Source organism: Bradyrhizobium diazoefficiens USDA 110, assembly GCF_000011365.1.
Lineage (GTDB): Bacteria > Pseudomonadota > Alphaproteobacteria > Rhizobiales > Xanthobacteraceae > Bradyrhizobium > Bradyrhizobium diazoefficiens.
In genome coordinates this window covers 8,501,031-8,527,097 of record NC_004463.1, presented here as the reverse complement: position 1 = coordinate 8,527,097, position 26,067 = coordinate 8,501,031, and the positions used below count along the sequence as shown (strand labels likewise).

Below are 26,067 nucleotides of genomic sequence, written 5' to 3'. Positions count from 1 at the left end.
GCAATGACATTCGACCGGATTTGGTCGTAAGATGCCCCCGCAATCGATTGGGTTACGTCAATCGATCTGCCCCAATCGACAGGGAGCAGTGCATGACCATGCGAAACATGACCGCTTCAAATCAGGGCCGGACGGAGCAATCGCGCGCGAAGCTGGACGACGTCCGTTGTCCGCCGATGACGCACCAGAATTCCGGCGATCACGGTCACGAGATGTACCCGCAGCAATTCGTGCGCTTGGTCGGCTGCCATGACGCGTCTCACGACGCCTTGCGCAACCGTGAGGATGAGAAGCTGCACTAGTCGCTCACGTCCGAGGCTTAGGCAGGTCAATCCGTTCGTGTGAGAATTCCGGCGGCCCTTCGGTGAGGCGGCGGATGCGACGCTCGCGTTCGTCCTCCGGCAATGCGGGATCGAGCAGTCCCTCGATCTCATGCACCGCGAGCTCCTCGAGCCTGGTCGCGTCCGAGACGACCGTGGACCCCGATGCCGGTGTGGGAGGCGCGATCCTCAGGCCGAACTCGACCAGCTTGCAGATCGCATCCGAGCGCGACAGTTGATGGGCCTCCGCCCAGGCATCGACGGTGGCGGTCAGCAGCTCCGGCATTTTCACCGCACTGATCACGTCCAGCCCCGTGCGTCGGCGTACCGGCGAGGTGGAGTCCTTGCTACCAAAATCAGACACCCCGATCATCCCGCGCAACCATTTCAGATGGCTCAACCGTAAACGTCATTTTCGGCCGGCTGTTTGATGCTGATCAATGACAAGCTGCGGCATTGCGGCGCGGTGCGATCTTGTTGTCCGCCGCCATTTCGGCCAATGATCGGGACTTCGAGGGGGCGCCAGCCGGCGAACCCGGATCGGTCCTGCCACGTACTTCTCCTGGACGCGTCCAACCATTCGGCATCATCCGATGACATCAGGCGAATCCTTCTATGGCGGCATCCCCGTCTTCCGCGGCTTCACCAGCCTGATGGACCCCGCGCTCTATGCGTCGCTGCCGGATGACTGGAGCATCGGTGTCGCCGACATCGTCGATTCCACCAAGGCGATCGCGGCGCAGCGCTACAAGGCGGTCAACATGGCCGGCGCTGCCGTGATCGCGGCGGTGACCAATGCGCTTGAGGGACGGGAATTCCCCTTCGTGTTCGGCGGTGACGGCGCGAGCTTTGCGGTCGCGCCCGGCGATCTCGATCGCGCCCGGGACGCGCTGGCTGCGACCGCGACCTGGGTACGGGAGGATCTCGATCTGACGATGCGTGTTGCGCTGGTGCCGGTGAGTGCGATCCGGGCGCAAGGTCTCGACGTGCGCGTCGCGCGCTTCGGTCCGTCGGCGAACCTGTCCTATGCGATGTTCTCCGGCGGCGGGCTCGCCTGGGCCGACGCCGCGATGAAGCGCGGTGAGTTCGCCGTCGCTGAGGCGCCGGCCAGCACGCAGCCGGATCTGTCCGGCCTGTCCTGCCGCTTCGAGGTGATTCCGGCCTCGCGCGGCCTGATCCTGTCCGTTCTGGTGATGCCGGCACGCGGCGCGGACCCGCCGGCGTTCCGCAAGGTGATCGAGGACATCATCCACCTCGTCGAACGCAGCCCGGACGGCGCCCGCCCGGTGCCGCCACAGGGGCCGCCGCTGAAATGGCCGCCGCAGGGGCTGGACTACGAAGCCCGCACCAAGCGCGGCGGCCCGCTGCTCGCGCGCCGCGCCGGCGTGCTGGCCTACACGCTGTTCGCCTATCTGATCATGCGCTTCGACATCAAGGTCGGCGGCTTCGTGCCCAACCTCTACAAACGTCAGGTGGTCGAGAACTCGGACTTCAGGAAATATGACGACGGCCTGCGCATGATCCTCGACTGTACACCCGAGCTCGAACGCGCCCTCAGCGATCGTCTTGCGGCTGCCGCGCGCGAGGGCGTCGTGCGCTACGGCCTCTACCCGCAGGACGCCGCGATGATGACCTGCTTCACGCCGTCGGCGCTGCGCAGCGACCACGTGCACTTCATCGACGGCGCGCGGGGCGGCTACGCCTCGGCGGCGACGGCGCTGAAGGCGATGATGGCTTGAAGCGCTAGCGTCCCGCGCGCGTCCAGGTTTCGCCCCCGCAAAGCGCGCCGACGCAGCCTTCGACCCGCAGCGAGTCTGCACCCGTGACCGAGACGCTGCTCGCATAGGTGCTGCCGTCGTCGGCATTGTAGATCTGGCCCGACCATTTGTTCGGGCCGGACGGCTGCATGCCGCTGAACAACGGCAGGCCGATCATCGGCCGTCTCGCCAGCGCGGGATTGGGATTCTTGCTGTCGGTGGCGGGCTGGCCGGTCGCGGTGTCCATGGGTTCGCGCAGCCAGACGATAACGCCGCAGAGGCCGCCGCCGCACTTGCTGATCTTGACGCGGGCGTCGCCGGCCTGCGTGAGCCAGGTCCCGTCGGCGCTCTGCGCTTGGGCGGCGGTCGCGCCAAGCAGCGCAGCCAGAAGGACGACGAGAGTAGCGAATCTGGAAATCATGGAGAGGCCCCGAAGTGGAGCGCCTCCATAGCAGCCCAGCAGGATAGTGCAACGCTGGATGGAATCACATTCCCGCGCTTACTTGCCTGCGCTCATTTGCCCCAGCGCGCGAAAGCGACGGAGACCGCGGTCGACAGTCCGAACACCACCATCGCGCCGCCGACCAGCGCGAACAAGGTCCAGGCCGGCGCTTGCGCCATCATGAGGACGCCGCCGCCGATCGCGACGATCAGAAGCCGCGCGGTGGAGGCCAGCACCGGTCCGCCGACGCGCGCGGCGCCCTGTGAGGAGAAGTACAGCGACACGCCCATGCCGAAGAACGCGAAGGCCGGGCCGGCCCAGTGGAAATAGCTGTGCGCGGCGGCGGTGACGCCGGGGTCGGCGGTGAAGAGCGAGGCCCACAACGCGGGATCGAGCGCGATGACGAGTCCGATCAGGCCGACGGTGAGGGCGGACGCCGCGGCTGCGGTCCAGGCCACGCGCCGTGCGCGCTTCACTTGTCCGGCGCCGATCGCCATGCCGACCATCGGCACCGAGGCGATGCCGAAGGCGAAGGTGATCGGGATCAGCAGAAATTCCAGCCGCGAGCCGATGCCGTAACCGGCCAGCATCTCGGTGCCGAACGTCGCCAGGATCCTGGTGAAGATCAGAATGGTGAGCACGGTCTGCAGCGGCGAGAGGCAGGCGACCGCGCCCACCTTGAGGATGTCCAGGAACATCGCGCGCTCAAAATAAAACGCGCGGAAATCCAGCGGCAGCCGGCTGCGGCCTGACAAGAGATACCAGAGGAAGAAGACCGCGGCGCAGGTGAATGCGATCAACTGGCCGGCGGCGACGCCCGGCATGCCGAATTGCTTCACGCCGAACAGGCCGAGCCCCAGCGTGCCGCCGAGCGCGATCTGGAGCACGCTTGCCCCGATCAGTGTCATCGAGGGCAGGCGCATGTCGCCGGTGCCGCGGATCACCGAGGCCAGCGTGTTGACGAGCCAGATCGCGACCGCGCCGGAGAACAGCACCTGCGAATAACCGCAGGCTTCCTCGAGCACGCGCTCGCGGCCGCCGAGCAGCGTGAAGAACGAGCGGCCGAAGACCAGCATCGTTACCGTGAAGAACAGCCCGCCGCAGAGGCCGATGATGGCGGCATGCAGCGCCAGCGTCGCGGCGCGGTCGCGATCCCCGGCGCCGAGCGCGCGGCTGATCGCGGATGAGACGCCGCCGCCCATCGCGCCCGCGCTCATCATCTGCGTCAGCATCGCGAACGGGAACACCAGCGCGATCGCCGCGAGCGGGATGGTGCCGAGCCGGCCGATATAGGAGGTCTCGGCGATCGCAACCAGCGTGCTGCCGACCATCGCGATCATGTTGGGGATCGCGAGCCGCAGCAGCATCGGCAGGATCGGCGCCGTCAGCAGGCTGGCGATGGGGGAGGCGACCGGTGCACGCGGCGGGGCGGCGTCTATGGGGGCGTCGATCGTCATGTCCACGGTGCGGAATATTGGATGATGACCGACATATTACAGGGCGTGGCTCTCTGGCACCAGCCCTCCGGTCACGCAGGGCTCACCAGGGCAAGCCGCATAGGTCGATGGTGCCCAGCGTCGGCGCGCGGACGATGTTGAAGACGTACGGCGCCATGTAGTCGAAGCGGATCCGCCCCTCCGGCTGCTCGCAATAGACCTCGCCCTTGAAGGGCAGCCAGCTGCGGGATTCGTAGAACGCAAAATTGTGCGGCTCGCAGAACAGCAGCGCGAAGCGGACCGCCTCGTTGGCGCGCATGGTGTGCACCGCCGCGTCGATAGCCATGGTGGCGTAGCCGCGACCGCGCCGGTCCTCGCGCGTGCAGACGCCGCCGATGCCGCCGGCGTGAACCTTCTGCCCGTTCCAGGTGACGGTGCGAAAGTAGACGCCGACGTGGCAGACGAGGCCGTCCTCGGGCGTCTCGAGCAGCACGCGAAGATGGGCGTTGTCCCATTTGACGTGAGCCCAGGGCTTGTCCGCGACCACATGCGGTCCCCAGACCGCCTGATGCAGCGGCTCGGTGATCGGCCACGAGGCGTCGCCGTTCAAGATGTCGATCTCGATGGTCATGGCTTCGTCCTTCGCAGCTCCGCTTCGTGGCGCATTCGTTCTGTCATAAGCGCTTCAAAGGCAACGATATTTTATGGCGAACCGCACGGCTGATGACCAGCGCGTGCTGCGACGATTTTATGCAATCCAGCCAAGCGGCACCCATCACGCGTTTTCGCAAATTCTGAGGTATTTAACGGCCGCGGAACCTTCTATAAGGGATGACCGTTAGAACACGTTCCCCACCCAGTTGCGGACAAGAACCCATGACCTTTACGCTGCCCCCTCTCCCTTACGCCTATGACGCCCTCGGCCAGTTCATGTCGAAGGAGACGCTCGAATTCCACCACGACAAGCATCATCAGGCCTACGTCACCAACGGCAACAACGCGCTCAAGGGCACCGAATGGGAAGGCAAGTCCCTTGAGGAGATCGTCAAGGGCTCGTTCGGCAAGAACCCCGCGGTGTTCAACAATGCCGGCCAGCACTACAACCACATCCACTTCTGGAGCTGGATGAAGCCCAATGGCGGCGGCACCAAGCTGCCCGGCAAGCTCGAGAAGAAGATCAACGAGGACCTCGGCGGCTTCGAGAAGTTCAAGACCGACTTCCAGGCGGCCGGCGTCGGCCAGTTCGGCTCCGGCTGGTGCTGGCTCCAGGTCAAGAACGGCAAGCTCGAGATCTCCAAGACCCCGAACGGCGAGAATCCGCTGGTGCACGGCGCCACCCCGATCCTCGGCTGCGACGTCTGGGAGCACTCCTACTACATCGACTATCGCAACCGCCGTCCGGACTATCTCAAGGCGTTCGTCGAGAACCTCGTGAACTGGGAATACGTCGAGTCCCTGTTCGACAAGGCGTAAGGCTTTACTCCGTCATTCCGGGGCGATGCGTAGCATCGAACCCGGAATCTCGAGATTCCGGGTTCGGCTTCGCCGCCCCGGAATGACAGACAAGGCGGTCGCATGCGCGGCCGCCTTTTTGCTGTGCGGAATTGATTGAACCAGTCCTGCGCCATGCGCGCATCGGTCTGTGATCGTACCGTTTGCATCGCATGGACGGCGCCCTTAATCAGGACGGGCATCACCATCGAGCCGCCCCACACCCGTTGTCAGACCCTTCCCCGAAAGACCCGGCGCCTGCCGAGGACGCGGAGTCCGAGCCGCGGCCGGGCCGTGTGCGCAAGCCGATCGGCTGGTCGACGATCATCATCGCGGTCCTGGTGGCGGTCAGCGCGGCGCTGGTGTGGCGGCGTGACGGCACCGACGGCGTTCTGGACATTCTCACCCACGACCTCTCGCTGTTCGGCGGCATCCTGCCGCGCGTGCTGGCCGGCTGCCTGCTCGGCGCCTTCATCTCCGAGATCCTGCCGCACGAGAAAGTCTCGCGCTCGCTCGGGCCGCAATCCGGCCTAAAGGGCCTTCTGATCGGTACCGCCTTCGGCGCGATCCTGCCGGGCGGTCCCTTCACCGCCTATCCCGTGGCGAGCGCGCTGCTGGCGGTCGGCGCCGATTTCGGCGCCACCATCGCCATGGTCGTGAGCTGGACCCTGATCGGCTACGGCCGGGCGGTCGCCTGGGAAATCCCGATCATGGGCACCGATTTCACGCTGTGGCGGATCGTCATCTCGCTGCCGCTGCCGGTGCTCGCAGGCGGCCTCGGCCGCTTCGTCTATGTCCGGCTCTATCCGAAGCGTGACAGCGATGAGGAGGCGAGTTGAGCGCGGCGCTCCTCATCGACATTCTGCTATGGGGCTCGGTCTTCGGCGTCGGCCTGATCGCCTTCCGTCGCGGCCCTCCGGTGTTCAAGGCCTCGCTGCGCGAAGGCTCGATGGACTTCATCAACATCGTGCCGCGGATCGCGTTGGGGGTGATCGGCTCCGGCTACATCGCCGCCATCATCCCCCAGGAGGTGATCACCGGCTGGCTCGGACCGGACAGCGGCTGGCTGGGGGTCGCGACCGCCGTGGTCGCCGGTGCCGCCACGCCCGGCGGCCCCGTGATCGGCTTCTCCATCGGGACCGTGGCGCTGAAGTCGGGCGGCGGGGTGCCGCAAGTGGTCGCCTATGTCGTCGCCTGGGCGCTGTTTGCCTTCCAGCGGGTGATTTTGTGGGAAATCCCGTTCATGCCGGCCCGTTTCGTCTGGTTCCGTTGCGCCGTTTCGGTGCCGTTCCCGTTTGTGGCGGCCGCCATCGCGATGGTGATCGGCAAGCCCTGAGCCCGGCGTGGACAGGCGTAATGTTATAATATAACGTCCAGACATGGTTCCCGCCGCGTCCCACGCCCACCATCACGACCATGCCCACGGCCATTCTCATGGCGACGCGCATTCGCACGGGCACGACCACACCCATGCCCACGTCCATGACGCGACCTCGCCGCATCCGGCCCAAGCGGCGCCCTGGTCGATCCTGCGCATGACCATGGCGGGCCGCCTCTCGGCCGCCGTTGCCGTCTGCGCCGTGCTCTGGGGCATCGTCTTTCTGGCAATGAGGTGACGATGGCGGCGCTGCATTTCCACAACGTCACGCTGGGCTACGACCGGCATCCGGCCGTGCACCATCTCAACGGCGAGGTTGCGCCGGGTGCGCTGGTCGCCGTGATCGGCCCGAACGGCGCCGGCAAGTCGACCCTGCTGCGCGGCATCGTCGGCATCCTCAGGCCGCTCGACGGCAGCATCCATCTCGGCGGGCTCGACTCCCGCGATATCGCCTATCTGCCGCAGAGCGCGGAGATCGACCGCAGCTTCCCCATTTCGGTGTTCGACTTCGTCGGCACCGGCCTGTGGCGCGGCACCGGCCTGTTCGGCGGAATCGGCAAAGCCGCGCGCGAAAAAATCCTCCGCGCGATCGGCGCCGTTGGGCTGAATGGCTTCGAGAACCGCCCGATCGGCACGCTCTCCGGCGGTCAGATGCAGCGCGTGCTGTTCGCGCGCGTGTTGCTCCAGGACGCGCGGTTGATCGTGCTCGACGAGCCCTTCAACGCCATCGACAGCAAGACCACGACCGACCTGCTCGCGCTGGTGAAGCGCTGGCACGGCGAGGGCCGCACGGTGCTCGCCGCGCTGCATGACATGGAGATGGTGCGCAGCCATTTCACCGAGACCCTGGTGCTGGCGCGCGGCCCTGTGGCATGGGGCCCGACGGCGGAGGTGCTGACGCCGGAGAACCTCATGGTCGCGATGCGGATGTGCGAGGCGTTCGACGACAGCGCCGCGGCCTGCGCGGCCGACGATGCCCGCTCGCGGGCGGCGTGACCGCAAATGCTCCATGACGCGCTGATCGGTCCGTTCACCGAATTTGAGTTCATGCGGCGCGCGCTTGCCGCCGTGATCGCGCTGTCGCTCGCGGGCGCGCCGATCGGCGTATTCCTGATGCTGCGACGGATGAGCCTCGTCGGCGATGCCATGGCGCATGCGATCCTGCCGGGCGCGGCGGTCGGCTTCCTGCTCTCCGGTCTCAATCTGTTTGCAATGACGGCCGGCGGCCTGTTCGCGGGCTTTGCGGTCGCGATCCTCGCCGGTGTGGTCGCGCGCTCGACCGGGCTGAAGGAGGACGCGTCGCTCGCGACCTTCTACCTGGCCTCGCTGGCGCTGGGGGTGACCATCGTCTCGATCAAGGGCACCAATATCGACCTGCTGCACGTGCTGTTCGGCAACATCCTCGCGATGGACGACCAGACGCTGCTGGTGGTCGCCTTCAACGCCACGGTGACGCTGCTGGTGCTCGCCGTGATCTACCGCCCGCTGGTGATCGAGAGTGTCGATCCGCTGTTCCTGCGCACTGTCAGCCGGGCCGGGGGGCCTGCGCATCTCGCTTTCCTCGCGCTCGTCGTGATCAACCTCGTCAACGGCTTTCAGGCGCTCGGCACGCTGCTCGCGGTGGGGCTGATGATCCTGCCGGCCGGCATCGCGCGGTTCTGGTCGCGCGATCTCACGGCGATGATCTGCATCGCGGTCGTCGCCGCCGCAGTCTCGGGCTATGCCGGCCTCGTGCTGTCGTTCCAGACCCGCGTGCCGTCGGGCCCTGCTATCATTCTGGTCGCGACCGTGCTCTACATCGTCTCGGTGCTGTTCGGCCGTGTCGGCGGTATCGTCCGGCAACTGTTTCCCGGCCGGCATCTGGAAGCGTGACCGCAATGCGCTTCCTTCTGCTCCTTGCCTTGCTGCTGACCGCCTCGCCGCTGCATGCCGCGGAACGGCTCAACGTCGTCGCCAGCTTCTCGATCCTCGGCGACTTCGTCCGCAACGTCGGTGGAGACCGGGTCAGCGTCACCACGCTGGTCGGCCCCGACAGCGACGTCCATGTCTACACACCGGCGCCAAGCGATGCGAAGCGGATCGCGGACGCAAAGTTCGTTGTCGTCAATGGGCTCGGCCTCGAGGGCTGGCTGCCGCGCCTCGTGCAATCCTCCGGCAGCAAGGCAACGGTCGTCACCGCCAGCGCCGGCATCGCGCCCCTGAAGCTTGGCTCGGCTGCCGATCCGCATGCCTGGCAGTCCGTCCCCAACGCCAAGGTTTACGTGACGGATATCGCCAACGCGCTGGCCGCGGCCGATCCCGAGGACGCGGAGTTCTTCCGCGCCCAGGCCAAGGCCTATCTGGAAAAGCTCGAAACGCTCGACCGCGAGGTGCGCGAGGCCGTTGCGAAAATTCCGCCCGAGCGGCGCAAGGTGATCTCCACCCATGACGCCTTCGGCTATTTCGCTGCCGAATACGGTATCCAGTTCATCGCGCCGCTCGGCGTCTCCACCGAAACCGAGCCCAGCGCGCGGGACATCGCCGCCATCATTGGCCAGATCAAAGGCCAGAAGATCCCGGCGGTATTCTTGGAGAATATCAGCGACGACCGCCTGATCCGGCGGATCGCGGCCGAGACCGGGGCAAAGGTCGGCGGGACCTTGATTTCGGACGGTTTGACGGGTGAAAAGGGGTCCGCACCCACTTACATTGACATGGTCAGGCACAATATAAAGGCCCTGACCAGCGCGCTTGACCACTAGGGCAGGGGCCACCCCGCCTCGCGTCGCGCGAAAGAGCCCGACCCCGGAGTAGTTATGTCTGAAGCGACCTCCCAGAAAATTCCCGTGACCGTCCTGACCGGCTATCTCGGCGCCGGCAAGACAACGCTTTTGAACCGCATCCTTTCGGAAAACCACGGCAAGAAATACGCCGTCATCGTCAACGAGTTCGGCGAGATAGGCATCGACAACGACCTCATCATCGGCGCCGATGAGGAAGTGTTCGAGATGAACAATGGCTGCATCTGCTGCACCGTGCGCGGCGACCTCGTGCGCATCATGGACGGGCTGATGAAGCGCAAGGGCAAGTTCGACGCCATCATCGTCGAGACCACGGGCCTTGCCGATCCGGCGCCGGTGGCCCAGACCTTCTTTGTCGACGAGGACGTGCAGAAGAACGCGCGCCTCGACGCGGTGGTGACGGTTGCCGACGCCAAATGGCTGTCCGACCGTCTGAAGGACGCGCCCGAGGCCAAGAACCAGATCGCCTTTGCCGACGTCATCGTGCTGAACAAGACCGATCTCGTCACCAAGGGTGAGCTCGCCGAGGTCGAGGCCCGCATCCGCGCCATCAACCCCTATGCGAAACTCCACCGCACCGAGCGCTGCTCGGTGGCGCTGGCCGACGTGCTCGACCGCGGCGCGTTCGACCTCGACCGCATCCTCGACATCGAGCCGGACTTTTTGGAGGCCGACGATCACGACCACGACCATGATCATCACCACCACGGCCACGACCATCATCACCACGATCACGGCCACGGCCTGAAGCACTATCACGACGAGGACATGCAATCGCTGTCGCTCAAGACCGACAAGCCGCTCGACCCGAACATGTTCATGCCCTGGCTCCAGAACCTGGTGCAGGTCGAGGGCGGCAAGATCCTGCGCTCCAAGGGCATACTCGCCTTCCACGACGACGATGACCGCTACGTCTTCCAGGGCGTCCATATGATGCTGGAGGGTAACCACCAGCGGAAATGGAAGGACGGCGAGCCGCGCGAGAGCCGCCTCGTCTTCATCGGCCGCGAATTGCCGGAAGAGGCCATCCGCAAGGGTTTTGAGAGCTGCATCGTCTCGTGATGAAAGAGTTTACGCCCGCCCCCGATTCCGCCTCGATCGTCTCCGTCACCGACCGCGTCAAGCCGGTCGCGCTCGGCATGGGCGTGACGTCGGTGCATTTCCTCGGTGACCGCGCCGCCTTCGTCGGCGGCGAGGAGAACGTCGCGTTCGTCGATAGCCAGGGCGAGATCACCACCGTCGCCGTCCACGGCGGCGGCATTCTCTCGACCGCGTCCGACGGCAAGCGCCTCGTCATGGGCGGCGACGACGGCAAGGTCGTGTCGCTCGATGCCAAGGGCGAGGTGACGTTGCTCGCCACCGACCCCAAGCGCCGCTGGATCGACGCGGTGGCGCTGCACGCGGACGGGGCCTTCGCCTGGTCCGCCGGCAAGACGGCGACCGTCAAGAGCGGCAAGACCGAGGAGAAGTCGCTCGAGGTGCCCTCGACCGTCGGCGGGCTTGCGTTCGCGCCGAAGGGCCTTCGGCTCGCGATTGCGCATTACAACGGCGCGACGCTGTGGTTTCCGAACATGGCGGCATCAGCCGAATTCCTGCCCTGGGCCGGCTCGCATCACGCGGTGACCTTCAGCCCGGACAACAAATTCCTGGTCACCGCGATGCACGAACCGGCGCTGCACGGCTGGCGGCTGGCCGATAACCGCCACATGCGCATGACCGGCTATCCCGGCCGCGTTCGCTCGATGTCCTGGAGCGCGGGCGGCAAGGCGCTTGCGACCTCGGGCGCCGATACCGTCATCCTGTGGCCGTTCGGCAGCAAGGACGGCCCGATGGGCAAGGAGCCCGCGATGCTCGCGCCGCTGCAGGCGCGCGTCTCGGTCGTCGCCTGCCATCCCAAGAACGACATCCTCGCCGCCGGTTACAGCGACGGCACCGTGCTGATGGTGCGGCTGGAGGACGGCGCCGAGATCCTGGTCCGCCGCAATGGCACACCGCCGGTGGCGGCGCTCGCCTGGAACGCCAAGGGCACGCTGCTGGCGTTTGCGGATGAAAATGGGGACGGCGGCCTGCTGGAGCTTTGAACTGTCATCGTTCCGGCCGTATAGGGGGCCATGCGGTTTCTGACGACGTTCCAGATTGCTGATTTCGCCGACACGCTGGTCAGCCTGTTCACGGCCTTCGTGCTGGGCACGCTGATCGGCGCCGAGCGGCAGTATCGCCAGCGCACCGCGGGCCTGCGCACCAACGTGCTGGTCGCGGTGGGTGCGGCCGCCTTCGTCGATCTCGCCATGCACCTGACCGGGGCCGACGGCGCGGTGCGCGTGATCTCCTACGTCGTCTCCGGCATCGGCTTCCTCGGCGCCGGCGTTATCATGAAGCAGGGCATGGACGTGCGCGGGCTCAACACCGCGGCGACGCTGTGGGCCTCGGCCGCGGTCGGCTCCTGCGCCGGCGCCGACATGGTCGCGCAGGCGGCCGCGCTGACCGTGTTCGTCATCGCCGGCAACACCATGCTGCGCCCGCTGGTCAACGCCATCAACCGCATTCCGCTGAACGAGAAGACTTCGGAGGCGACCTACTATTTCAAGCTCGCGGTGGCGGCGGATGCCTTGCCCGACATGCGCGACCGGCTGGTCGAGAAGCTCGAGGGCGCAAAATATCCGGTGGCCGATATCGACGTGGTCGAGACCGGGGACGATCTGATCGAGATCGTCGCAAAGCTGGTCGCGACCGCGGTCGATCCGAACGAGCTGAACGCGGTGGCGACCGATCTTCAGCACCTGCCGGGCGTGCGCCACGCCACCTGGGAAGTCAGCACAACGGACTGAGGGCATGGCCGAACAGGCTCGCGGACTGTTTATGCGATTGTGCCGCCTAGCAATCCTGCGGATTGCGCTCTCGTCAGTTGTGCCGTTCATCGCTCCGGCGCATGCCGACAGAATCGGCTATGAGGGCGTCGTCGATATCTCGGCTGAGGCGGGGACGCTTCGCGCCGAACATCATCACGATTGGGGCTATAGTAGCGAAAAATCACGCTGGAAGATGATCTCTTCGACAAGAGACCCCTTCACCGCGGACAATGACTATTCCTATCTGCGCTTGCACGACACCACGACCGGTACAGAGTTATTTCGCCGCCCCGTTCCGGCACTGACATACATCTGGATTTCGCCCAATCTGAAATACGTTGTCGGGCTTTCGCACATCATGCTTTGGAATCCGTGCCAACTCGTTGTTTTTTCCAAGTCGGGCGATCGCTTGCTTGAACGGGACATGGTCAGCGCGGATTGGCCGGGAGTAAGATGGAGCGCGTCAAATTGGATTTACTGGTACAAAGAGCCCGCGCCGAAGATCGCCATCGCTGACGACGGGACTAACGCCACGCTCACAATCGAAGATCCGCTTGGGGTTCCCCGTCAGTTTCAGTTCCCGGCGGCTCGCTAGCCGCGGCGGAACCGGTGCGCTCCAATTTCGTTGATCCCGCGGACAAAGGCGGTGATCGACATGCCCGGCCAATATGACAAGCGCAGACTGAAAATCGACCTGATGATCGCCTGTTCGCTGTTTGCTGCCGGCGTCGTGGTGTCAGGCCTGTCGCTGGCGCAAATCCGCGCCGAGAGCCGGATGCAGACGGCGCAGGCGACAGGGCCGCTCCAGGGCACGCCGTCCGACGATCAGAGCAAGACTCCGGCTGAATCAAAGCCCGGCGGAGACCGGCCGACCACACCGGCGCCCGAGCCCGCGCGCCCCGATCCGAAGACGCAAGGCGCAGCCACCAAGCCGGCACTGCCGGCGGCGCCCGCGGAGAAGATCGCGCCGCCGATCAGGGAGAAGTAGCCCGACGGCCGGCATATTGTGACGCGCATTTGACGACCGATGCTAATTATACGATCTCGCATCGGCAGGCGGCCCGATCCATAATCCGTCACGCCAACGACAGATGGGGCCTCCCATGAAGATCGAAGACGTCCGCCGCACCGCTTATTCGATGCCGCTCACCAATCCGGCATTTCCGCCGGGGCCATATCGCTTCTTCGACCGCGAGTATTTCATCATCACCTACAGGACCGATCCCGAAGCCCTCGCCACCATCGTGCCCGAGCCGCTTGAGGTGGCGGAGCCGTTGGTGAAATACGAATTCATTCGCATGCCAGACTCGACCGGATTCGGCGACTACACCGAAACCGGGCAGGTGATCCCGGTCCGCTTCAAGGGCGAGGAGGGCGGCTACACCCACGCGATGTATCTGGACGACGAGGCCCCGATCGCCGGCGGCCGCGAGTTGTGGGGCTTTCCGAAGAAGCTCGCGAGGCCCAAGATCGAGGTCGAGAGCGACGTCCTGGTCGGCTCGCTGCATTACGGCTCGGTACTCTGCGCTTCGGCCACGATGGGTTACAAGCACCACAAGGTCGACCACGACACGGTGCTGAAGTCGATGGCGTCGCCGAACTTCATCCTGAAGATCATCCCGCATGTCGACGGCAGCCCGCGGATCTGCGAGCTGGTGCGCTTTCATCTCGATGACGTCGTGCTGAAGGAAGCGTGGACTGGCCCTGCCGCACTCGGCCTGTTTCCCCACGCACTCTGCGACGTCGCCCGCCTGCCGGTGCGCGAGGTGATCTCGGCGCTGCATTTCAAAGCGGACCTGACGCTCGGGCTCGGCAGCGTGGCGTTCGATTACATGGCCAAGTAACGAACGTCATTCCGGGGCATCGCGCCAGCGATGAACTATGGTGCGCACTCGCGCACCTGAGAATCTCTTGCTAGGAACTTCGAGATCCCGGGTCCGCGCGCCTGGCGCGCATCCCGGGATGACCCCTTCGGGGTCAACGCACCAGAATATTCCGGAACTGCCAGGGATCGCTGGTATCGATATCTTCCGGAAACAGTCCTGGACGGTCCGTCAGCGGCGTCCAGTCGGTGTAGAAACCCTTCACCGGGCCGAGATAGGGCAGCTGGATTTCCAGCAGGCGATCGAAATCCATCTCGTCGGCTTCGACGATGCCCTCGTTCGGGTTTTCCAGCGCCCACACCATGCCGCCGAGCACGGCGGAGGTCACTTGCAGGCCGGTGGCGTTCTGATAGGGCGCCAGTTTGCGGGTCTCCTCGATGGAGAGCTGCGAGCCGTACCAGTAGGCATTGTTGTCATGGCCGAACAGCAGCACGCCGAGCTCGTCGATGCCGTCGACGATTTCGTTCTCATCGAGGATGTGGTGCTTTTCCTGCATCTTCGCGGCGCGGCCGAACATCTCATGCAGCGACAGCACGGCATCGTCAGCCGGATGATAGGCGTAGTGGCAGGTCGGCCGATAGACCGCCTTGCCCGAGGCGTCACGCACCGTGAAGTAATCGGCGATCGAGATCGACTCGTTGTGGGTGACGAGGAAGCCGTACTGCGCGCCGCGGGTCGGGCACCAGGTGCGCACGCGCGTGTTGGCGCCGGGCTGCATCAGATAGATGGCGGCGCCGCAGCCGGCTTCGTGGGTCCGCGCATTCTCGGGCATCCATTTTTCATGGGTGCCCCAGCCGAGCTCGGACGGCTGCACGCCTTCCGACAGGAAGCCTTCCACCGACCAGGTGTTGACGAAGACGTCAGGCTCTTTCGGCTTCTTGGAGCGCTGGGTGTCGCGTTCGGCGATGTGGATGCCCTTGATGCCGGCCTGCCGCATCAGGTCCGCCCATTCGGCCTTGGTCTTCGGCTTGGGGGCATTGAGCTTCAGGTCGGCGGCGACATTGAGCAGCGCCTGCTTGACGAAGAAGGACACCATGCCGGGATTGGCGCCGCAGCAGGAGACGGCCGTGGTCGAGCCCGCCGGGCGCGCCTTCTTGGCGGCCAGCGTCACTTCGCGCAGGGCGTAGTTGGAGCGCGCTTCCGGGCCCTTCGACGAATCGAAATAGAAGCCGAGCCAGGGCTCGTTGACGGTATCGATATAAAGAGCGCCGAGCTCGTTGCAGAGCTCCATGATGTCGGTCGAGCCGGTATCGACCGAGAGATTGACGCAAAAGCCCTGGCCGCCGCCCTCGGTGAGCAGCGGGGTCAGCAACTCGCGGTAATTGTCCTTGGTCACGCCCTTCTGGATGAAGCGGACATTGTGCTTCTCGCAATGTGCCTTGCGGCCCTCGTCCTTGGGATCGATCACGGTGACGCGCGACTTGTCGTAGTCGAGATGCCGCTCGATCAGCGGCAGCGTGCCTTTGCCGATGGAGCCGAAGCCGACCATGACGATGGGACCAGTGATCTTCGCGTAGATCTGCGAGGCGGGGCTCATGGGATGGTTTCTCCGGAACGTGCTGACGGACAAAGGGTGAGGGGTGGATCAGGCGCTGCGGCGCTTGGCGGTCGCTTCGATCTCGACCTTCATCTCGGGCTTGTAGAGCGCCGAGACGACGAGGAGCGTTGCCGCTGGGCGGATGTCGCCGAGGACTTCGCCGCAAACGGCAAAGTGCGCGTCTGCATCCTTGATGTCGGTGAGGTAGTAGGTCACGCGGACGATGTCGGCCATCTCGAAACCGCCCTCCTTCAGGGCAGCTTCGATGGTCTTGAAGCAGTTGCGTGACTGGCTCGTGACATCGGCCGGCATCGTCATCGTGGTGTAGTCATAGCCGGTGGTTCCCGCGACGAAGGCGAAGTCGCCGTCGACCACGGCGCGGCTGTAGCCGGCGGTCTTCTCGAACGGGGAGCCGGTGGAGATCAGGCGACGGGACATGTTCGGTCTCGACTGAAAGAGGTGTTTCGCGGGGTTAAAGGGTGTTTCCGGGGCCTGCGCAACCCCAAAGGAAGTGAGCTTGGCGCGGGCGCGACCGGGCGTTGCTGCTCACTGCAGCTTCGGTCGTCGCCATCATGGCAATCCCTTAGGCCGCGTGCGCCTGGAGGGGGCGAACCACCCTCCGTTTGGCCAGGGCCGCGCCGGTCGGGACGATCATCCCCTCGGCGCCATCCAGCGCACCGGCCTGGAATTCGATCGCCAGCAGGCGGTCTCGCTCGAACGGGCCGGGCAGCATCAGTGCGCCGGTCCTCTCGGCCGAGAAGCCGAAACGCGCATAGTAGGGGGCATCGCCAAGCAGGATCACGGCGGCATGCCCGCGCGCCCGGGCGGCGGCCAGCGCTTGTTGCATCAGCGCGGCGCCGATCCCGAGCTCGCGGCAGGCAGGGTCCACCGCCAGCGGTCCGAGGACCAGAGCGGGCCTGCCTCCGGCGCTGACGTGCCACAGCCGCACGGTTCCCACGAGTGTCCCCTCGCGCACAGCCGACAGGGCAAGGCCTGAGGCAGGTGCACGTCCGTCGCGCAGGCGCTGGCAGGTGCGGCCATGGCGGTTCTCGCCAAAGCTGGCATCGAGCAGCGCTTCACGGGCGGCGACGTCGGCAGCACGCTCCGCACGGATCGCGAACGGAGCGGCTTTCGAAGTGAGGGCGACTTGTGGCTTCCGAAAAGCAGTCATGGCGCGTCAGTCCCCGCTTGAACCGACATGCGATCAGCACGCCGGCTCAAGACGTCGTCAGAAATCAGAAATGTGAGGGAGGAGCCGGCAAGCCGGCTCCCGGGTTCGTCAGGCCTCAGACAGAGAGGCGGATCAGATGTGGTAGGTCTTCAGCGGCGGGATGCCGTTGAACGCCACCGACGAGTAGGTCGACGTATAGGCCCCGGTGCCTTCGATCAGCACCTTGTCGCCGATCTCGAGCGTCACCGGTAGCGGATACGGGTTCTTCTCGTACAGCACGTCGGCGCTGTCGCAGGTGGGTCCCGCGAGCACGCACGGCGTCATGTCCGCGCCGTCATGGGCGGTACGGATGGCGTAGCGGATCGACTCGTCCATGGTCTCGGCCAGGCCGCCGAACTTGCCGATGTCGAGATAGACCCAGCGCACCTCGTCCTCGTCGCTCTTCTTCGAGATGAGCACGACCTCGGACTCGATGATGCCGGCGTTGCCCACCATGCCGCGGCCCGGCTCGATGATGGTCTCCGGGATCTGGTTGCCGAAGTGCTTGCGCAGCGCGCGGAAGATCGAGCGGCCGTAGGTCACCACCGGCGGCACGTCCTTCAGGTACTTGGTCGGGAAGCCGCCGCCCATGTTGACCATGGAGAGGTTGATGCCGCGCTCGGCACAGTCGCGGAACACCTGCGAGGCCATCGCCAGCGCACGGTCCCACGCCTTCACCTTGCGCTGCTGCGAGCCGACATGGAAGGAGATGCCGCACGGCTCCAGGCCCAGGCGCTTGGCGACGTCCAGCACGTCGACGGCCATCTCCGGGTCGCAGCCGAACTTGCGCGACAGCGGCCACTCGGCGCCGGCGCAGTCATAGAGGATGCGGCAGAACACCTTCGCGCCGGGAGCGGCACGGGCGATCTTCTCGACCTCGGCGGCGCAATCGACCGCGAACAGCCGAATGCCGAGCGCGAAGGCGCGCGCGATGTCGCGCTCCTTCTTGATCGTGTTGCCGAAGGAGATGCGGTCGGGCGTAGCGCCAGCGGCCAGCGCCATCTCGATCTCGGCGACGGTCGCGGTGTCGAAGCAGGAGCCCATGGAGGCGAGCAGGGCCAGCACTTCCGGCGCCGGGTTCGCCTTGACGGCATAGAACACGCGGCTGTCGGGCAGCGCCTTGGAAAAGGTCTGGTAATTGTCGCGCACGACCTCGAGGTCGACGACGAGGCACGGCTCGGTGTCCCGGCCCTCGCTGCGGCGATTGCGCAGGAATTCCTGAATACGTTCGGTCATAGCACTCTCCCAAACGGCCCAGCGACGGGGATCCGTTCAAAAAATGACGTCGGATAAGAGCGCTCTGGCCGGATTGCGCGATGGAGGCGCAACGAAGCCAAAAGACTCAAACCAGACTGTGCTGCCGTGGATTGGTTGGGAATTTCCCGCCCGCACACCTGGCAATGAAGGACAAGCCTTTTCAGTAGCCCGCGCCGGCGTTGGACTGCCGGTAGAGACCAAAAAAGCCCGATCCGTCGTTGCTTTAAGTCGCGTCCCCCGTTGAGAGCGGGGTGCGCCGGTTCGCCTCCGGCTGCCAGTCACGGTTGCAAAGAGTGAAGTCACCTTCGACATGGCATCTCTTGAGAGAGATGCTGGACGCTCCGGGTTTGCTTCGTCGTCCGACCTTTCGGTCTTTTGACTTCCGCACTTCCGAAGAGCCCCTCGGCTTCTTCACCCCTTGGCGGCTGTCCGGCCTCTTGTCCGGATACCTACCGACTGACACACGACCACAGGCACGTGCGAAATTGGGCAAGAGCGCACATAAGCGTTTTGACTCTGCTTCGCAACAATTTTTTTAGGCTGAGAACAGATTTGCCTAACATCTGCTTGCGCAGTGTTGCGCGAGCGACGCGGAAGATGAACGTGCGTTAAGTTTTCAAGCCTGCGCGCGTGTCTCGCGCGCGCGAGCGAGCGTCAGCCGCGCTTCGTGAAGGGCTCGACGCGCTGCGCGGCGCGGACGAACGCGGTCATCACCAGCACGCCGAGTGCGAACAGCACGGCCTGGAGGATGTGCGCGCCCTGATCGCCTAAACCGAACAGGATCGCGAGCGCCCAGCCGCCGGCAAAGGCCGCGCCGAACACCTCCGCGCCGATCAGGATGGCGGCGCTGATGACGGTGATGACGCTGGGCCAGACGATCTGGCGGGAAGAGGAAGGCGCGTTCATGGGGCTCAGGGATCCCTAGTCTTCGAGGGCCGCAATCTCTCCGAAAAGGCGGGCGGGAGCAAGGCCAAATGGCCCAAAAAAGCCCGATCGCGTGCTATAGCTGGCCGCAACAAACCAGCTCGAAAACCGGGACTTGCGATGTCAGAAACCCGCCAAACTACGGACCCAGAGACCAACCCGCTGCTGAAGGCCTGGGTGACGCCGTTCGCGACCCCGCCCTTCGACGAGATCACGCCGGAGCACTTCCTGCCGGCCTTCGAGCAGGCCTTCGCCGACCATTCCGCCGAGATCGCGGCGATCACCAACGACCCGGCCGCGCCCGACTTCGCCAACACCATCACGGCGCTGGAGCGCTCGGGCAAGCTGCTGAGCAAGGTGGCGGCGGTGTTCTATGACCTCGTCTCGGCGCATTCCAACCCGGCCATCCTGGAGATCGACAAGGAGGTTTCCTTGCGGATGGCGCGGCACTGGAATCCGATCATGATGAACGCCGTGCTGTTTGGTCGCATCGCCCAGCTGCACGAGAACCGCGCCAATCTGGGTCTTTCGCCCGAACAGCTCCGCCTGCTGGAGCGCACCTATACCCGCTTCCACCGCGCCGGCGCCGGCCTCTCCGAGGAGGCCAAGACGCGGATGGCCGAGATCAACGAGAGGCTCGCCCAGCTCGGCACCGGCTTCAGCCATCATCTGCTCGGCGACGAGCAGGAATGGTTCATGGAGTTAGGGGAAGCCGACCGCCAGGGCCTGCCGGAGAGCTTCGTCGCCAGTGCCAAGGCTGCGGCGGAAGAGCGCGGCATCGCCGGCAAGGCTATCGTCACGCTGTCACGTTCCTCGGTCGAATCGTTCCTGAAGAGTTCGGCCCGGCGCGACCTGCGCGAGAAGGTCTACAAGGCCTTCACTGCGCGCGGCGACAACGGCAACGCCAACGACAACAATACGACCATCGTCGAGATCCTGAAGCTGCGCGAGGAGAGCGCGAACCTGCTGGGCTATCCGACCTACGCCGCCTACCGGCTCGAGGACTCCATGGCCAAGACGCCGGAAGCGGTGCGGGGGCTGCTCGAGCGGGTCTGGAAGCCGGCGCGCGCCCGGGCGCTCGCCGATCGCGACGAGATGCAGACGCTGATCACGGAAGAGGGCGGCAATTTCAAGCTCGCGCCGTGGGACTGGCGCTTCTACGCCGAAAAGCTCCGTCTTCAGCGGGCCAATTTCGACGACGCTGCGATCAAGCCGTATCTCGCGCTCGACCACATGATCGCCGCCGCCTTCGACTGCGCCACGCGCCTGTTCGGCATCACCTTCGAGGAGCGCAAGGACGTGCCGGTCTGGCACCCGGACGTCCGGGTCTGGGAGGTGAAGGGGCGGGACGGCAAGCACAAGGCGCTGTTCTATGGCGACTACTTCGCCCGGCCGTCGAAGCGCTCCGGCGCCTGGATGACCTCGCTGCGCGACCAGCAGAAGCTCGACGGCGACGTCGCGCCGCTCGTTCTCAATATCTGCAATTTTGCCAAGGGGGCCGGCGGCGAGCCCTCGCTGCTGTCGCCTGACGACGCCCGCACCCTGTTCCACGAGTTCGGCCACGGCCTGCACGGCATGCTGTCCAACGTGACCTATCCATCGCTGTCGGGCACCTCCGTGTTCACCGACTTCGTCGAGCTGCCGTCGCAGCTCTACGAGCACTGGCAGGAACGGCCCGAGGTGCTCCAGCAATTCGCCCGCCACTACCAGACCGGCGAGCCGCTGCCGGACGACCTGCTCCAGCGCTTCCTCGCCGCGCGAAAATTCAACCAGGGCTTTGCCACGGTCGAGTTCGTCTCCTCGGCGCTGGTGGACCTCGAATTCCACACCCAGCCGGCCGCGGCGGCCAGCGATGTACGGGCCTTCGAGAAGAAGGAGCTGGAGAAGATCGGCATGCCCGAGGAGATCGCGCTGCGTCATCGGCCCACGCAGTTCGGTCACATCTTCACCGGCGACCACTATGCCGCCGGATATTACAGCTATATGTGGTCGGAGGTGATGGACGCCGACGCCTTCGGCGCGTTCGAGGAGGCCGGCGACATCTTCGATCCAGCCGTCGCAAAACGTCTGCATGACGACATCTACTCCTCGGGCGGATCGGTCGATCCGGAGGCCGCCTATGAGGCCTTCCGCGGCCGCCCGCCGGAGCCCGACGCACTGCTCCGCCGCCGCGGCCTGCTCGACGACGCCAGGGCGGCCTGATGGGTATGCGCGCCCTGCTCGGCCTGTTGCTCGCCGCCGTCCTCACGCTCGCGGCGGGTGCGGCGCGCGCGCATCCGCATGTCTGGATCACCGCGACCAGCGAGCTGCTTTACGCCGCGGACGGCAGCATCACCGGCGTGCGCCACGCCTGGACCTTCGACGACATGTTCTCGGCCTATGCGGTGCAGGGGCTCGAGAGCAAGACCAAGGGCGCCTATACGCGCGAGGAGCTCGGGCCGCTGGCGCAGACCAATGTCGAGTCGCTGAAGGAATATGCCTACTTCACCTTCGCGCGAGCGGACGGCAAGAAGGAGCGATTCCAGGAGCCGGTCGACTACTTCCTCGACTACAAGGATACGGTGCTGACCCTGCACTTCACGCTGCCGCTGAAGAACCCGGTCAAGCCCAAGCAACTGGTGCTCGAAGTGTTCGACCGTTCCTTCTTCATCGACTTCCAGATGGCCAAGGACAATCCGGTCAAGCTGGTCGGCGCGCCCGCCGGCTGCCAGATGAAGCTGGACCGGCCGAACGACGGCTCGGCCACCGCCCAGAAGCTCAACGAGCAGACCTTCCTGAACGGCGAGAACAGCAATTTCGGCATGATGTTCGCCAACAAGATCACGGTGGATTGCCCTTGACCGGTAGCCTGCATTCGCCGCTTGCCCGCGGGCTGCTCGCCGGTGCTGCGGTTGTCCTCGTGCTCGGCGTGGCCGATGCCGCGCTTCACGATCTCCTCGCGCAAAATCCGTTCGGCGCACCGAAACCCGCGCCGGCGGCCGAGCCCGAGGCCAGCGGCCTCATAGGCTGGCTATTGGCAAAACAGTCGGAATTCTATCGCCAGATGTCGGCGACCATCCGCGCCGCCAAGTCCGACGGTTCGGCGGTGTGGACGCTGCTCTTCATCTCATTTGCCTATGGCATCTTCCATGCCGCCGGCCCCGGCCACGGCAAGGCGGTGATCGCCTCCTATCTCGTCGCCAACCGCGAGACCGCGCGGCGCGGGATCGCGCTCTCGTTTGCCTCGGCCCTGATGCAGTCGGTGGTCGCGATCCTGATCGTCGGCATCTCGGCCTGGATCCTGAATGCGACGGCCAAGACCATGTGCAAGGCCGAAGGCATGATCGAGATCGCGAGCTATGGCCTGATCGCGCTGTTCGGCCTGCGGCTGGTCTGGGTCAAAGGCGGCGCCTTCATCCGCGCGCTTCAGGCGACCCAGCCGGTGCCGGCGATCGCAGGCGTGCCGCAGCACCATGATCACGGCCATCACCACCATCGTGAGGCGCATGATCATCATGATCACGATCACCATGATCATGGTCACGCCCATCACGATCACGGGCACGACCACGTCCACGACGAGCATTGCGGCCATTCCCACGGCCCGGCGCCGAGCGAGCTGGCCGGCCCCGGTGGCTGGCGGCGCGGGTTCGCCGCGATCCTGACCGTCGGCATCCGCCCTTGCTCGGGTGCGATCCTGGTGCTGGTGTTCGCGCTGGCCCAGGGCCTGTTCTGGGCCGGCATCGCCGCGACCTTCCTGATGGGGCTCGGCACCGCGATCACGGTCGCGGCCATTGCCGTCGTCGCCGTCTCCGCCAAGGACATTGCCGCCCGCCTGAGCGCAGGGCGTGACGGCGGCGGCGCGCTGTTCATGCGCGGCATCGAATTCGGTGCCGCAGGTCTCGTGCTGCTGTTCGGCGTCGGCCTGTTGTTCGGCTACATCGCCGCCGAACGGACGACGTGTTTTTGACCGGAGCACTTCGCTCCATCCGGGCTACGATCAACTATCACCGTCATCCTTCGAGGCTCACCTCACGGTGCTTTGCACCGCGGGGCTCGCACCTCAGGATGACGGGTTGAAGGGCGCGCGCCCCTCACACCGGCAAGAACCGCTTCAGCATCGGCATGAAGAAGATCACGAGATTGATCGCAAAGCCGATGCTCCAGAGGATCGAGCGCAGCGTCGGGCGGTTGCCGAGATAGGTCAGCACGTAGGCGATCCGCACGATCAGGAACAGCACCGCGAGCTCGTCGATCAGCCGCTGCGGCGAGTCCCTGAATTCGGCGAGCAGCACCGCGAAGGCGAAGAACGGAAAGGTCTCGATGCCGTTCTGGTGGGCGCCGAGCGCGCGCTGCGCGATGGCGTCCTCATAGAAGGCGGGATCGCGCGGCCGGGAATTGTCGAACCCGCGAAACCGGATCCATTTGATCGAGGCGATCGTCGCAAGGTAGAGCAGCAGCGCTCCGAATACGCACCATTCCGCGAGTGTCATCTTCCCTCCCCCGCTTGGGTGCGACCCTAGCGAAACCGGGCTCATCTTGACAAGTTCGGTGCAACGCGCGACGCAACTGATCATGTCGACCGCCGCTCCCAACGAGACCACACAGCCAACCGTCCAGTCCGGCCAGAAGCGGGTCGGCGTGCTCCTGGTCAATCTCGGCACGCCCGATACGGCCGATGCGCCGGGGGTGCGGGTCTATCTCAAGGAATTCCTCTCGGACGCCCGGGTCATCGAGGACCAGGGCCTGGTCTGGAAGGTGGTGCTGAACGGGATCATCCTGCGCAGCCGTCCCCGCACCAAGGCGCTCGACTACCAGAAGATCTGGAACAACGAGAAGAACGAGTCGCCACTGAAGACCATCACGCGGTCGCAAAGCGACAAGCTCGCCGCCGCGCTGTCGGATCGCGATCATGTCGTGGTGGACTGGGCGATGCGCTACGGCAATCCCTCGATCAAGTCGGGCATCGACGCGCTGATCGCGGAGGGATGCGACCGCATCCTCGCGGTCCCGCTTTATCCGCAATATTCCGCCTCGACCTCGGCGACCGTCTGCGACGAGGTGTTCCGCGTGCTCGCCCGCCTGCGTGCGCAGCCGACGCTGCGGGTGACGCCGCCGTACTACGAGGACGAGGCCTATATCGAGGCGCTCGCCGTCTCGATCGAGACGCATCTGGCAACCCTGCCGTTCAAGCCGGAGCTGATCGTCGCCTCCTTCCACGGCATGCCGAAATCCTATGTCGACAAGGGCGATCCCTATCAGGAGCATTGCATCGCCACGACCGAGGCGCTGCGCCGCCGGCTCGGCGTGGACGCATCAAAATTGCTGCTGACCTTCCAGTCGCGCTTCGGCAATGACGAGTGGCTCCAGCCCTACACCGACAAGACGATGGAGCGGCTCGCGAAAGAGGGCGTGCGCCGCATCGCGGTGGTGACGCCGGGTTTTGCCGCTGACTGCCTGGAGACGCTGGAGGAGATCGCGCAGGAGAATGCCGAGATCTTCAAGCACAATGGCGGCGAGCAGTTTTCCGCGATCCCCTGCCTCAACGACAGCGAACCCGGCATGGACGTGATCCGCACCCTGGTGCTGCGCGAGCTCCAGGGCTGGATATAGTGAGCCTGGATCTGATGGTTCGCCCCTTGAACCGCCGCGCGTGTCTGGCGCTTCTTGGGACGATCGTCGTGCTGCCGGCTTCGGCACAGGCGCAGCAGGCGAATGCGACGCGGCGGCTCGGCGTGCTCTCGGTCACGGCCGCCGACGATGCGATCGGGCAGACGCGCAGCGCCATCCTGGTCGAGGCGCTCGCCGCCCATGGCTGGAAAGAGCACGGCAATCTCAGGATCGACTGGCGCAGCGGCGCCGGCGACCGGGCGCGGATCGCCGGGCTCGCCGACGAGCTGATCGCGCTCAAGCCCGACATCCTGCTCGCGGTCGGCACGCCCTCGGTCGAAGAGCTGCGCCGGCGCACCGCGATGATCCCGATCGTGTTCGCCGTGGTCACCGATCCCGTCAGCCAGGGCTTCGTCCAGAACCTCGCCCATCCCGGCGGCAACATCACCGGCTTCACCGATTACGACGGCCCGCTGGCCGGCAAATGGCTGGAGATGCTGACGCAAGTGACGCCGAAAGTGTCCCGCGTCTTCGTCGTCTACAATCCCGCCACCGCGCCGTTCGCTGCCCTCATGCTGCGCACGATCGAGGACGCCGCACGGACGCTTCACGTGACGGTCGAGCCCGCGCCGGTCCATGACGCAGCCTCGATCGCGGCGCTGGCCTCGCGCAAAGACGGCGGCCTGCTGATCCTGCCGGACTTCTTCACCATGGCCAACCGCGCGCATCTGCTCGCGGCGGTCAGAGAGGCGCGCGTGCCTGCGGTGTTCTGGAGCCGCACCTTCGTCGACGAGGGCGGGCTGATGTCCTACAGCACCGACAGCGCCGAGCAGCTCCGCCGTGCCGCGGGCTACATCGATCGCATCCTGAAGGGCGCGCAGGCAGCCGACCTGCCGGTGCAGAACCCCACCAAGTTCGAGCTCGCGGTCAACCTCAAGGCCGCCAAGGCGCTTGGCGTCACCATTCCCCCAGGCTTGCTCGCAACCGCGAACGACGTCATCGAATAAAGTCGTCCGTGACGGACGACATGTCCGGATTCGTTAACTTTCGCCGTTAGGTCTGCGCCCGGACGCTTTCAAGAGCCTTTCGGAAATACATATCATGACCGTTTCCCCCCGAGTTCGTCTTGTGCAGAATCGTCCGAATGCCGACGTGAATCGTAACCGCTGAACCAGTAAGGTCGCGTTCCCGACCAATGACAGCGCGGGAAAGGG

30 protein-coding genes are annotated in these 26,067 nt (G+C 65.4%); 20 read left to right on the top strand and 10 right to left on the bottom strand.

What is annotated here, in order from left to right; all coding sequences use genetic code 11:
- The first annotated feature begins 92 nt into the window (after positions 1–92).
- A complete protein-coding gene (locus tag BJA_RS39490; protein WP_011090506.1) occupies positions 93–302 on the top strand; it encodes a hypothetical protein in 210 nt (69 codons plus the stop codon).
- A gap of 4 nt (positions 303–306) precedes the next feature.
- Here the strand turns inward: BJA_RS39490 and BJA_RS39485 are convergent, their stop codons facing one another.
- Positions 307–693, bottom strand: coding sequence for a hypothetical protein (locus BJA_RS39485; RefSeq protein WP_011090505.1), 387 nt, complete (start codon positions 691–693; stop codon positions 307–309).
- A 220-nt stretch (positions 694–913) separates the two neighbouring features.
- Here BJA_RS39485 and BJA_RS39480 point away from each other — a divergent pair, with 220 nt between their 5' ends.
- Complete coding sequence (locus tag BJA_RS39480) at positions 914–2,059, top strand: DUF3095 domain-containing protein (protein ID WP_011090503.1); 1,146 nt, start codon at positions 914–916, stop codon at positions 2,057–2,059.
- 4 nt (positions 2,060–2,063) lie between these two features.
- On the opposite strand, the gene BJA_RS39475 is transcribed toward BJA_RS39480, so the two are convergent.
- The 3 genes from BJA_RS39475 to BJA_RS39465 all read right to left on the bottom strand — a co-directional run bounded on the left by BJA_RS39475 (position 2,064) and on the right by BJA_RS39465 (position 4,586).
- Positions 2,064–2,498 carry a DUF2147 domain-containing protein gene (locus BJA_RS39475; protein ID WP_011090502.1) on the bottom strand — a complete coding sequence of 145 codons (435 nt, stop codon included), beginning with the start codon at positions 2,496–2,498 and terminating at the stop codon, positions 2,064–2,066.
- Positions 2,499–2,590: 92 nt separating this feature from the next.
- A complete protein-coding gene (locus BJA_RS39470; RefSeq protein ID WP_063921555.1) occupies positions 2,591–3,976 on the bottom strand; it encodes an MATE family efflux transporter in 1,386 nt (461 codons plus the stop codon).
- Positions 3,977–4,058: 82 nt separating this feature from the next.
- Positions 4,059–4,586, bottom strand: coding sequence for a GNAT family N-acetyltransferase (locus BJA_RS39465; RefSeq protein ID WP_011090500.1), 528 nt, complete (start codon positions 4,584–4,586; stop codon positions 4,059–4,061).
- Between the two features lie 245 nt (positions 4,587–4,831).
- Between BJA_RS39465 and BJA_RS39460 the strand changes: the two genes are divergently transcribed.
- The 13 genes from BJA_RS39460 (at position 4,832) to BJA_RS39400 (ending at position 14,297) form a co-directional block, all read left to right on the top strand.
- A complete protein-coding gene (locus BJA_RS39460) occupies positions 4,832–5,428 on the top strand; it encodes a superoxide dismutase (RefSeq protein WP_014491764.1) in 597 nt (198 codons plus the stop codon).
- A 245-nt stretch (positions 5,429–5,673) separates the two neighbouring features.
- On the top strand, positions 5,674–6,285 hold the full coding sequence (locus BJA_RS39455; protein ID WP_038966159.1) for a permease: 612 nt from the start codon (positions 5,674–5,676) through the stop codon (positions 6,283–6,285).
- The gene (locus tag BJA_RS39450) at positions 6,282–6,782 is read left to right on the top strand and encodes a hypothetical protein (protein ID WP_008138982.1); all 501 of its coding nucleotides are present in this window, start codon (positions 6,282–6,284) and stop codon (positions 6,780–6,782) included. Before BJA_RS39455 ends, BJA_RS39450 begins: the two co-directional genes overlap by 4 nt.
- 43 nt (positions 6,783–6,825) lie before the next feature.
- Positions 6,826–7,062: a hypothetical protein gene (locus BJA_RS39445; protein WP_028173842.1), complete on the top strand. Its 237-nt coding sequence runs from the start codon at positions 6,826–6,828 to the stop codon at positions 7,060–7,062.
- A gap of 2 nt (positions 7,063–7,064) precedes the next feature.
- Positions 7,065–7,820: a metal ABC transporter ATP-binding protein gene (locus BJA_RS39440; RefSeq protein ID WP_028173843.1), complete on the top strand. Its 756-nt coding sequence runs from the start codon at positions 7,065–7,067 to the stop codon at positions 7,818–7,820.
- 6 nt (positions 7,821–7,826) lie between these two features.
- Positions 7,827–8,696 (top strand): metal ABC transporter permease, encoded by an 870-nt coding sequence (locus BJA_RS39435; protein WP_011090495.1) that lies wholly within the window; start codon positions 7,827–7,829, stop codon positions 8,694–8,696.
- Between the two features lie 5 nt (positions 8,697–8,701).
- A complete protein-coding gene (locus tag BJA_RS39430) occupies positions 8,702–9,565 on the top strand; it encodes a metal ABC transporter substrate-binding protein (protein ID WP_038966160.1) in 864 nt (287 codons plus the stop codon).
- A 54-nt stretch (positions 9,566–9,619) separates the two neighbouring features.
- On the top strand, positions 9,620–10,666 hold the full coding sequence (locus BJA_RS39425) for a CobW family GTP-binding protein (protein ID WP_011090493.1): 1,047 nt from the start codon (positions 9,620–9,622) through the stop codon (positions 10,664–10,666).
- Positions 10,666–11,685 (top strand): WD40 repeat domain-containing protein, encoded by a 1,020-nt coding sequence (locus BJA_RS39420; RefSeq protein WP_063921554.1) that lies wholly within the window; start codon positions 10,666–10,668, stop codon positions 11,683–11,685. Before BJA_RS39425 ends, BJA_RS39420 begins: the two co-directional genes overlap by 1 nt.
- A 30-nt stretch (positions 11,686–11,715) precedes the next feature.
- On the top strand, positions 11,716–12,432 hold the full coding sequence (locus BJA_RS39415) for an MgtC/SapB family protein (protein WP_011090491.1): 717 nt from the start codon (positions 11,716–11,718) through the stop codon (positions 12,430–12,432).
- A gap of 4 nt (positions 12,433–12,436) precedes the next feature.
- Positions 12,437–13,048 carry a hypothetical protein gene (locus BJA_RS39410; protein WP_011090490.1) on the top strand — a complete coding sequence of 204 codons (612 nt, stop codon included), beginning with the start codon at positions 12,437–12,439 and terminating at the stop codon, positions 13,046–13,048.
- A gap of 60 nt (positions 13,049–13,108) precedes the next feature.
- Entirely contained in the window at positions 13,109–13,441 is a 333-nt protein-coding gene (locus BJA_RS39405) for a hypothetical protein (protein ID WP_038966167.1), read from the top strand.
- Positions 13,442–13,556: 115 nt separating this feature from the next.
- Positions 13,557–14,297: an acetoacetate decarboxylase gene (locus BJA_RS39400; RefSeq protein ID WP_038966163.1), complete on the top strand. Its 741-nt coding sequence runs from the start codon at positions 13,557–13,559 to the stop codon at positions 14,295–14,297.
- Between the two features lie 133 nt (positions 14,298–14,430).
- Here the strand turns inward: BJA_RS39400 and BJA_RS39395 are convergent, their stop codons facing one another.
- The 5 genes from BJA_RS39395 to BJA_RS39375 form a co-directional block, all read right to left on the bottom strand.
- Positions 14,431–15,873 carry a homospermidine synthase gene (locus tag BJA_RS39395; protein WP_011090487.1) on the bottom strand — a complete coding sequence of 481 codons (1,443 nt, stop codon included), beginning with the start codon at positions 15,871–15,873 and terminating at the stop codon, positions 14,431–14,433.
- A 48-nt stretch (positions 15,874–15,921) separates the two neighbouring features.
- Positions 15,922–16,311: a RidA family protein gene (locus BJA_RS39390; RefSeq protein ID WP_011090486.1), complete on the bottom strand. Its 390-nt coding sequence runs from the start codon at positions 16,309–16,311 to the stop codon at positions 15,922–15,924.
- 145 nt (positions 16,312–16,456) lie between these two features.
- Complete coding sequence (locus BJA_RS39385; protein ID WP_011090485.1) at positions 16,457–17,044, bottom strand: GNAT family N-acetyltransferase; 588 nt, start codon at positions 17,042–17,044, stop codon at positions 16,457–16,459.
- Between the two features lie 132 nt (positions 17,045–17,176).
- Positions 17,177–18,319: a type III PLP-dependent enzyme gene (locus tag BJA_RS39380; RefSeq protein ID WP_011090484.1), complete on the bottom strand. Its 1,143-nt coding sequence runs from the start codon at positions 18,317–18,319 to the stop codon at positions 17,177–17,179.
- A gap of 675 nt (positions 18,320–18,994) precedes the next feature.
- Entirely contained in the window at positions 18,995–19,246 is a 252-nt protein-coding gene (locus BJA_RS39375) for a hypothetical protein (protein WP_011090482.1), read from the bottom strand.
- A 138-nt stretch (positions 19,247–19,384) separates the two neighbouring features.
- Here BJA_RS39375 and BJA_RS39370 point away from each other — a divergent pair, with 138 nt between their 5' ends.
- Genes BJA_RS39370 through BJA_RS39360 form a run of 3 tightly spaced genes read left to right on the top strand, consistent with a single transcriptional unit; the run spans position 19,385 to position 23,213 of the window.
- On the top strand, positions 19,385–21,466 hold the full coding sequence (locus BJA_RS39370) for a M3 family metallopeptidase (protein WP_011090481.1): 2,082 nt from the start codon (positions 19,385–19,387) through the stop codon (positions 21,464–21,466).
- Positions 21,466–22,104, top strand: coding sequence for a DUF1007 family protein (locus tag BJA_RS39365; protein WP_011090480.1), 639 nt, complete (start codon positions 21,466–21,468; stop codon positions 22,102–22,104). Before BJA_RS39370 ends, BJA_RS39365 begins: the two co-directional genes overlap by 1 nt.
- Entirely contained in the window at positions 22,095–23,213 is a 1,119-nt protein-coding gene (locus BJA_RS39360; protein ID WP_011090479.1) for a nickel/cobalt transporter, read from the top strand. Before BJA_RS39365 ends, BJA_RS39360 begins: the two co-directional genes overlap by 10 nt.
- Positions 23,214–23,337: 124 nt before the next feature.
- On the opposite strand, the gene BJA_RS39355 is transcribed toward BJA_RS39360, so the two are convergent.
- Positions 23,338–23,736 carry an MAPEG family protein gene (locus tag BJA_RS39355; protein WP_011090478.1) on the bottom strand — a complete coding sequence of 133 codons (399 nt, stop codon included), beginning with the start codon at positions 23,734–23,736 and terminating at the stop codon, positions 23,338–23,340.
- A gap of 82 nt (positions 23,737–23,818) precedes the next feature.
- On the opposite strand from BJA_RS39355, the gene hemH reads away from it, so the two are divergent.
- A complete protein-coding gene (hemH, locus tag BJA_RS39350) occupies positions 23,819–24,856 on the top strand; it encodes a ferrochelatase (protein WP_011090477.1) in 1,038 nt (345 codons plus the stop codon).
- A gap of 26 nt (positions 24,857–24,882) precedes the next feature.
- A complete protein-coding gene (locus BJA_RS39345) occupies positions 24,883–25,860 on the top strand; it encodes an ABC transporter substrate-binding protein (RefSeq protein WP_038966164.1) in 978 nt (325 codons plus the stop codon).
- Positions 25,861–26,067 lie beyond the last annotated feature (207 nt).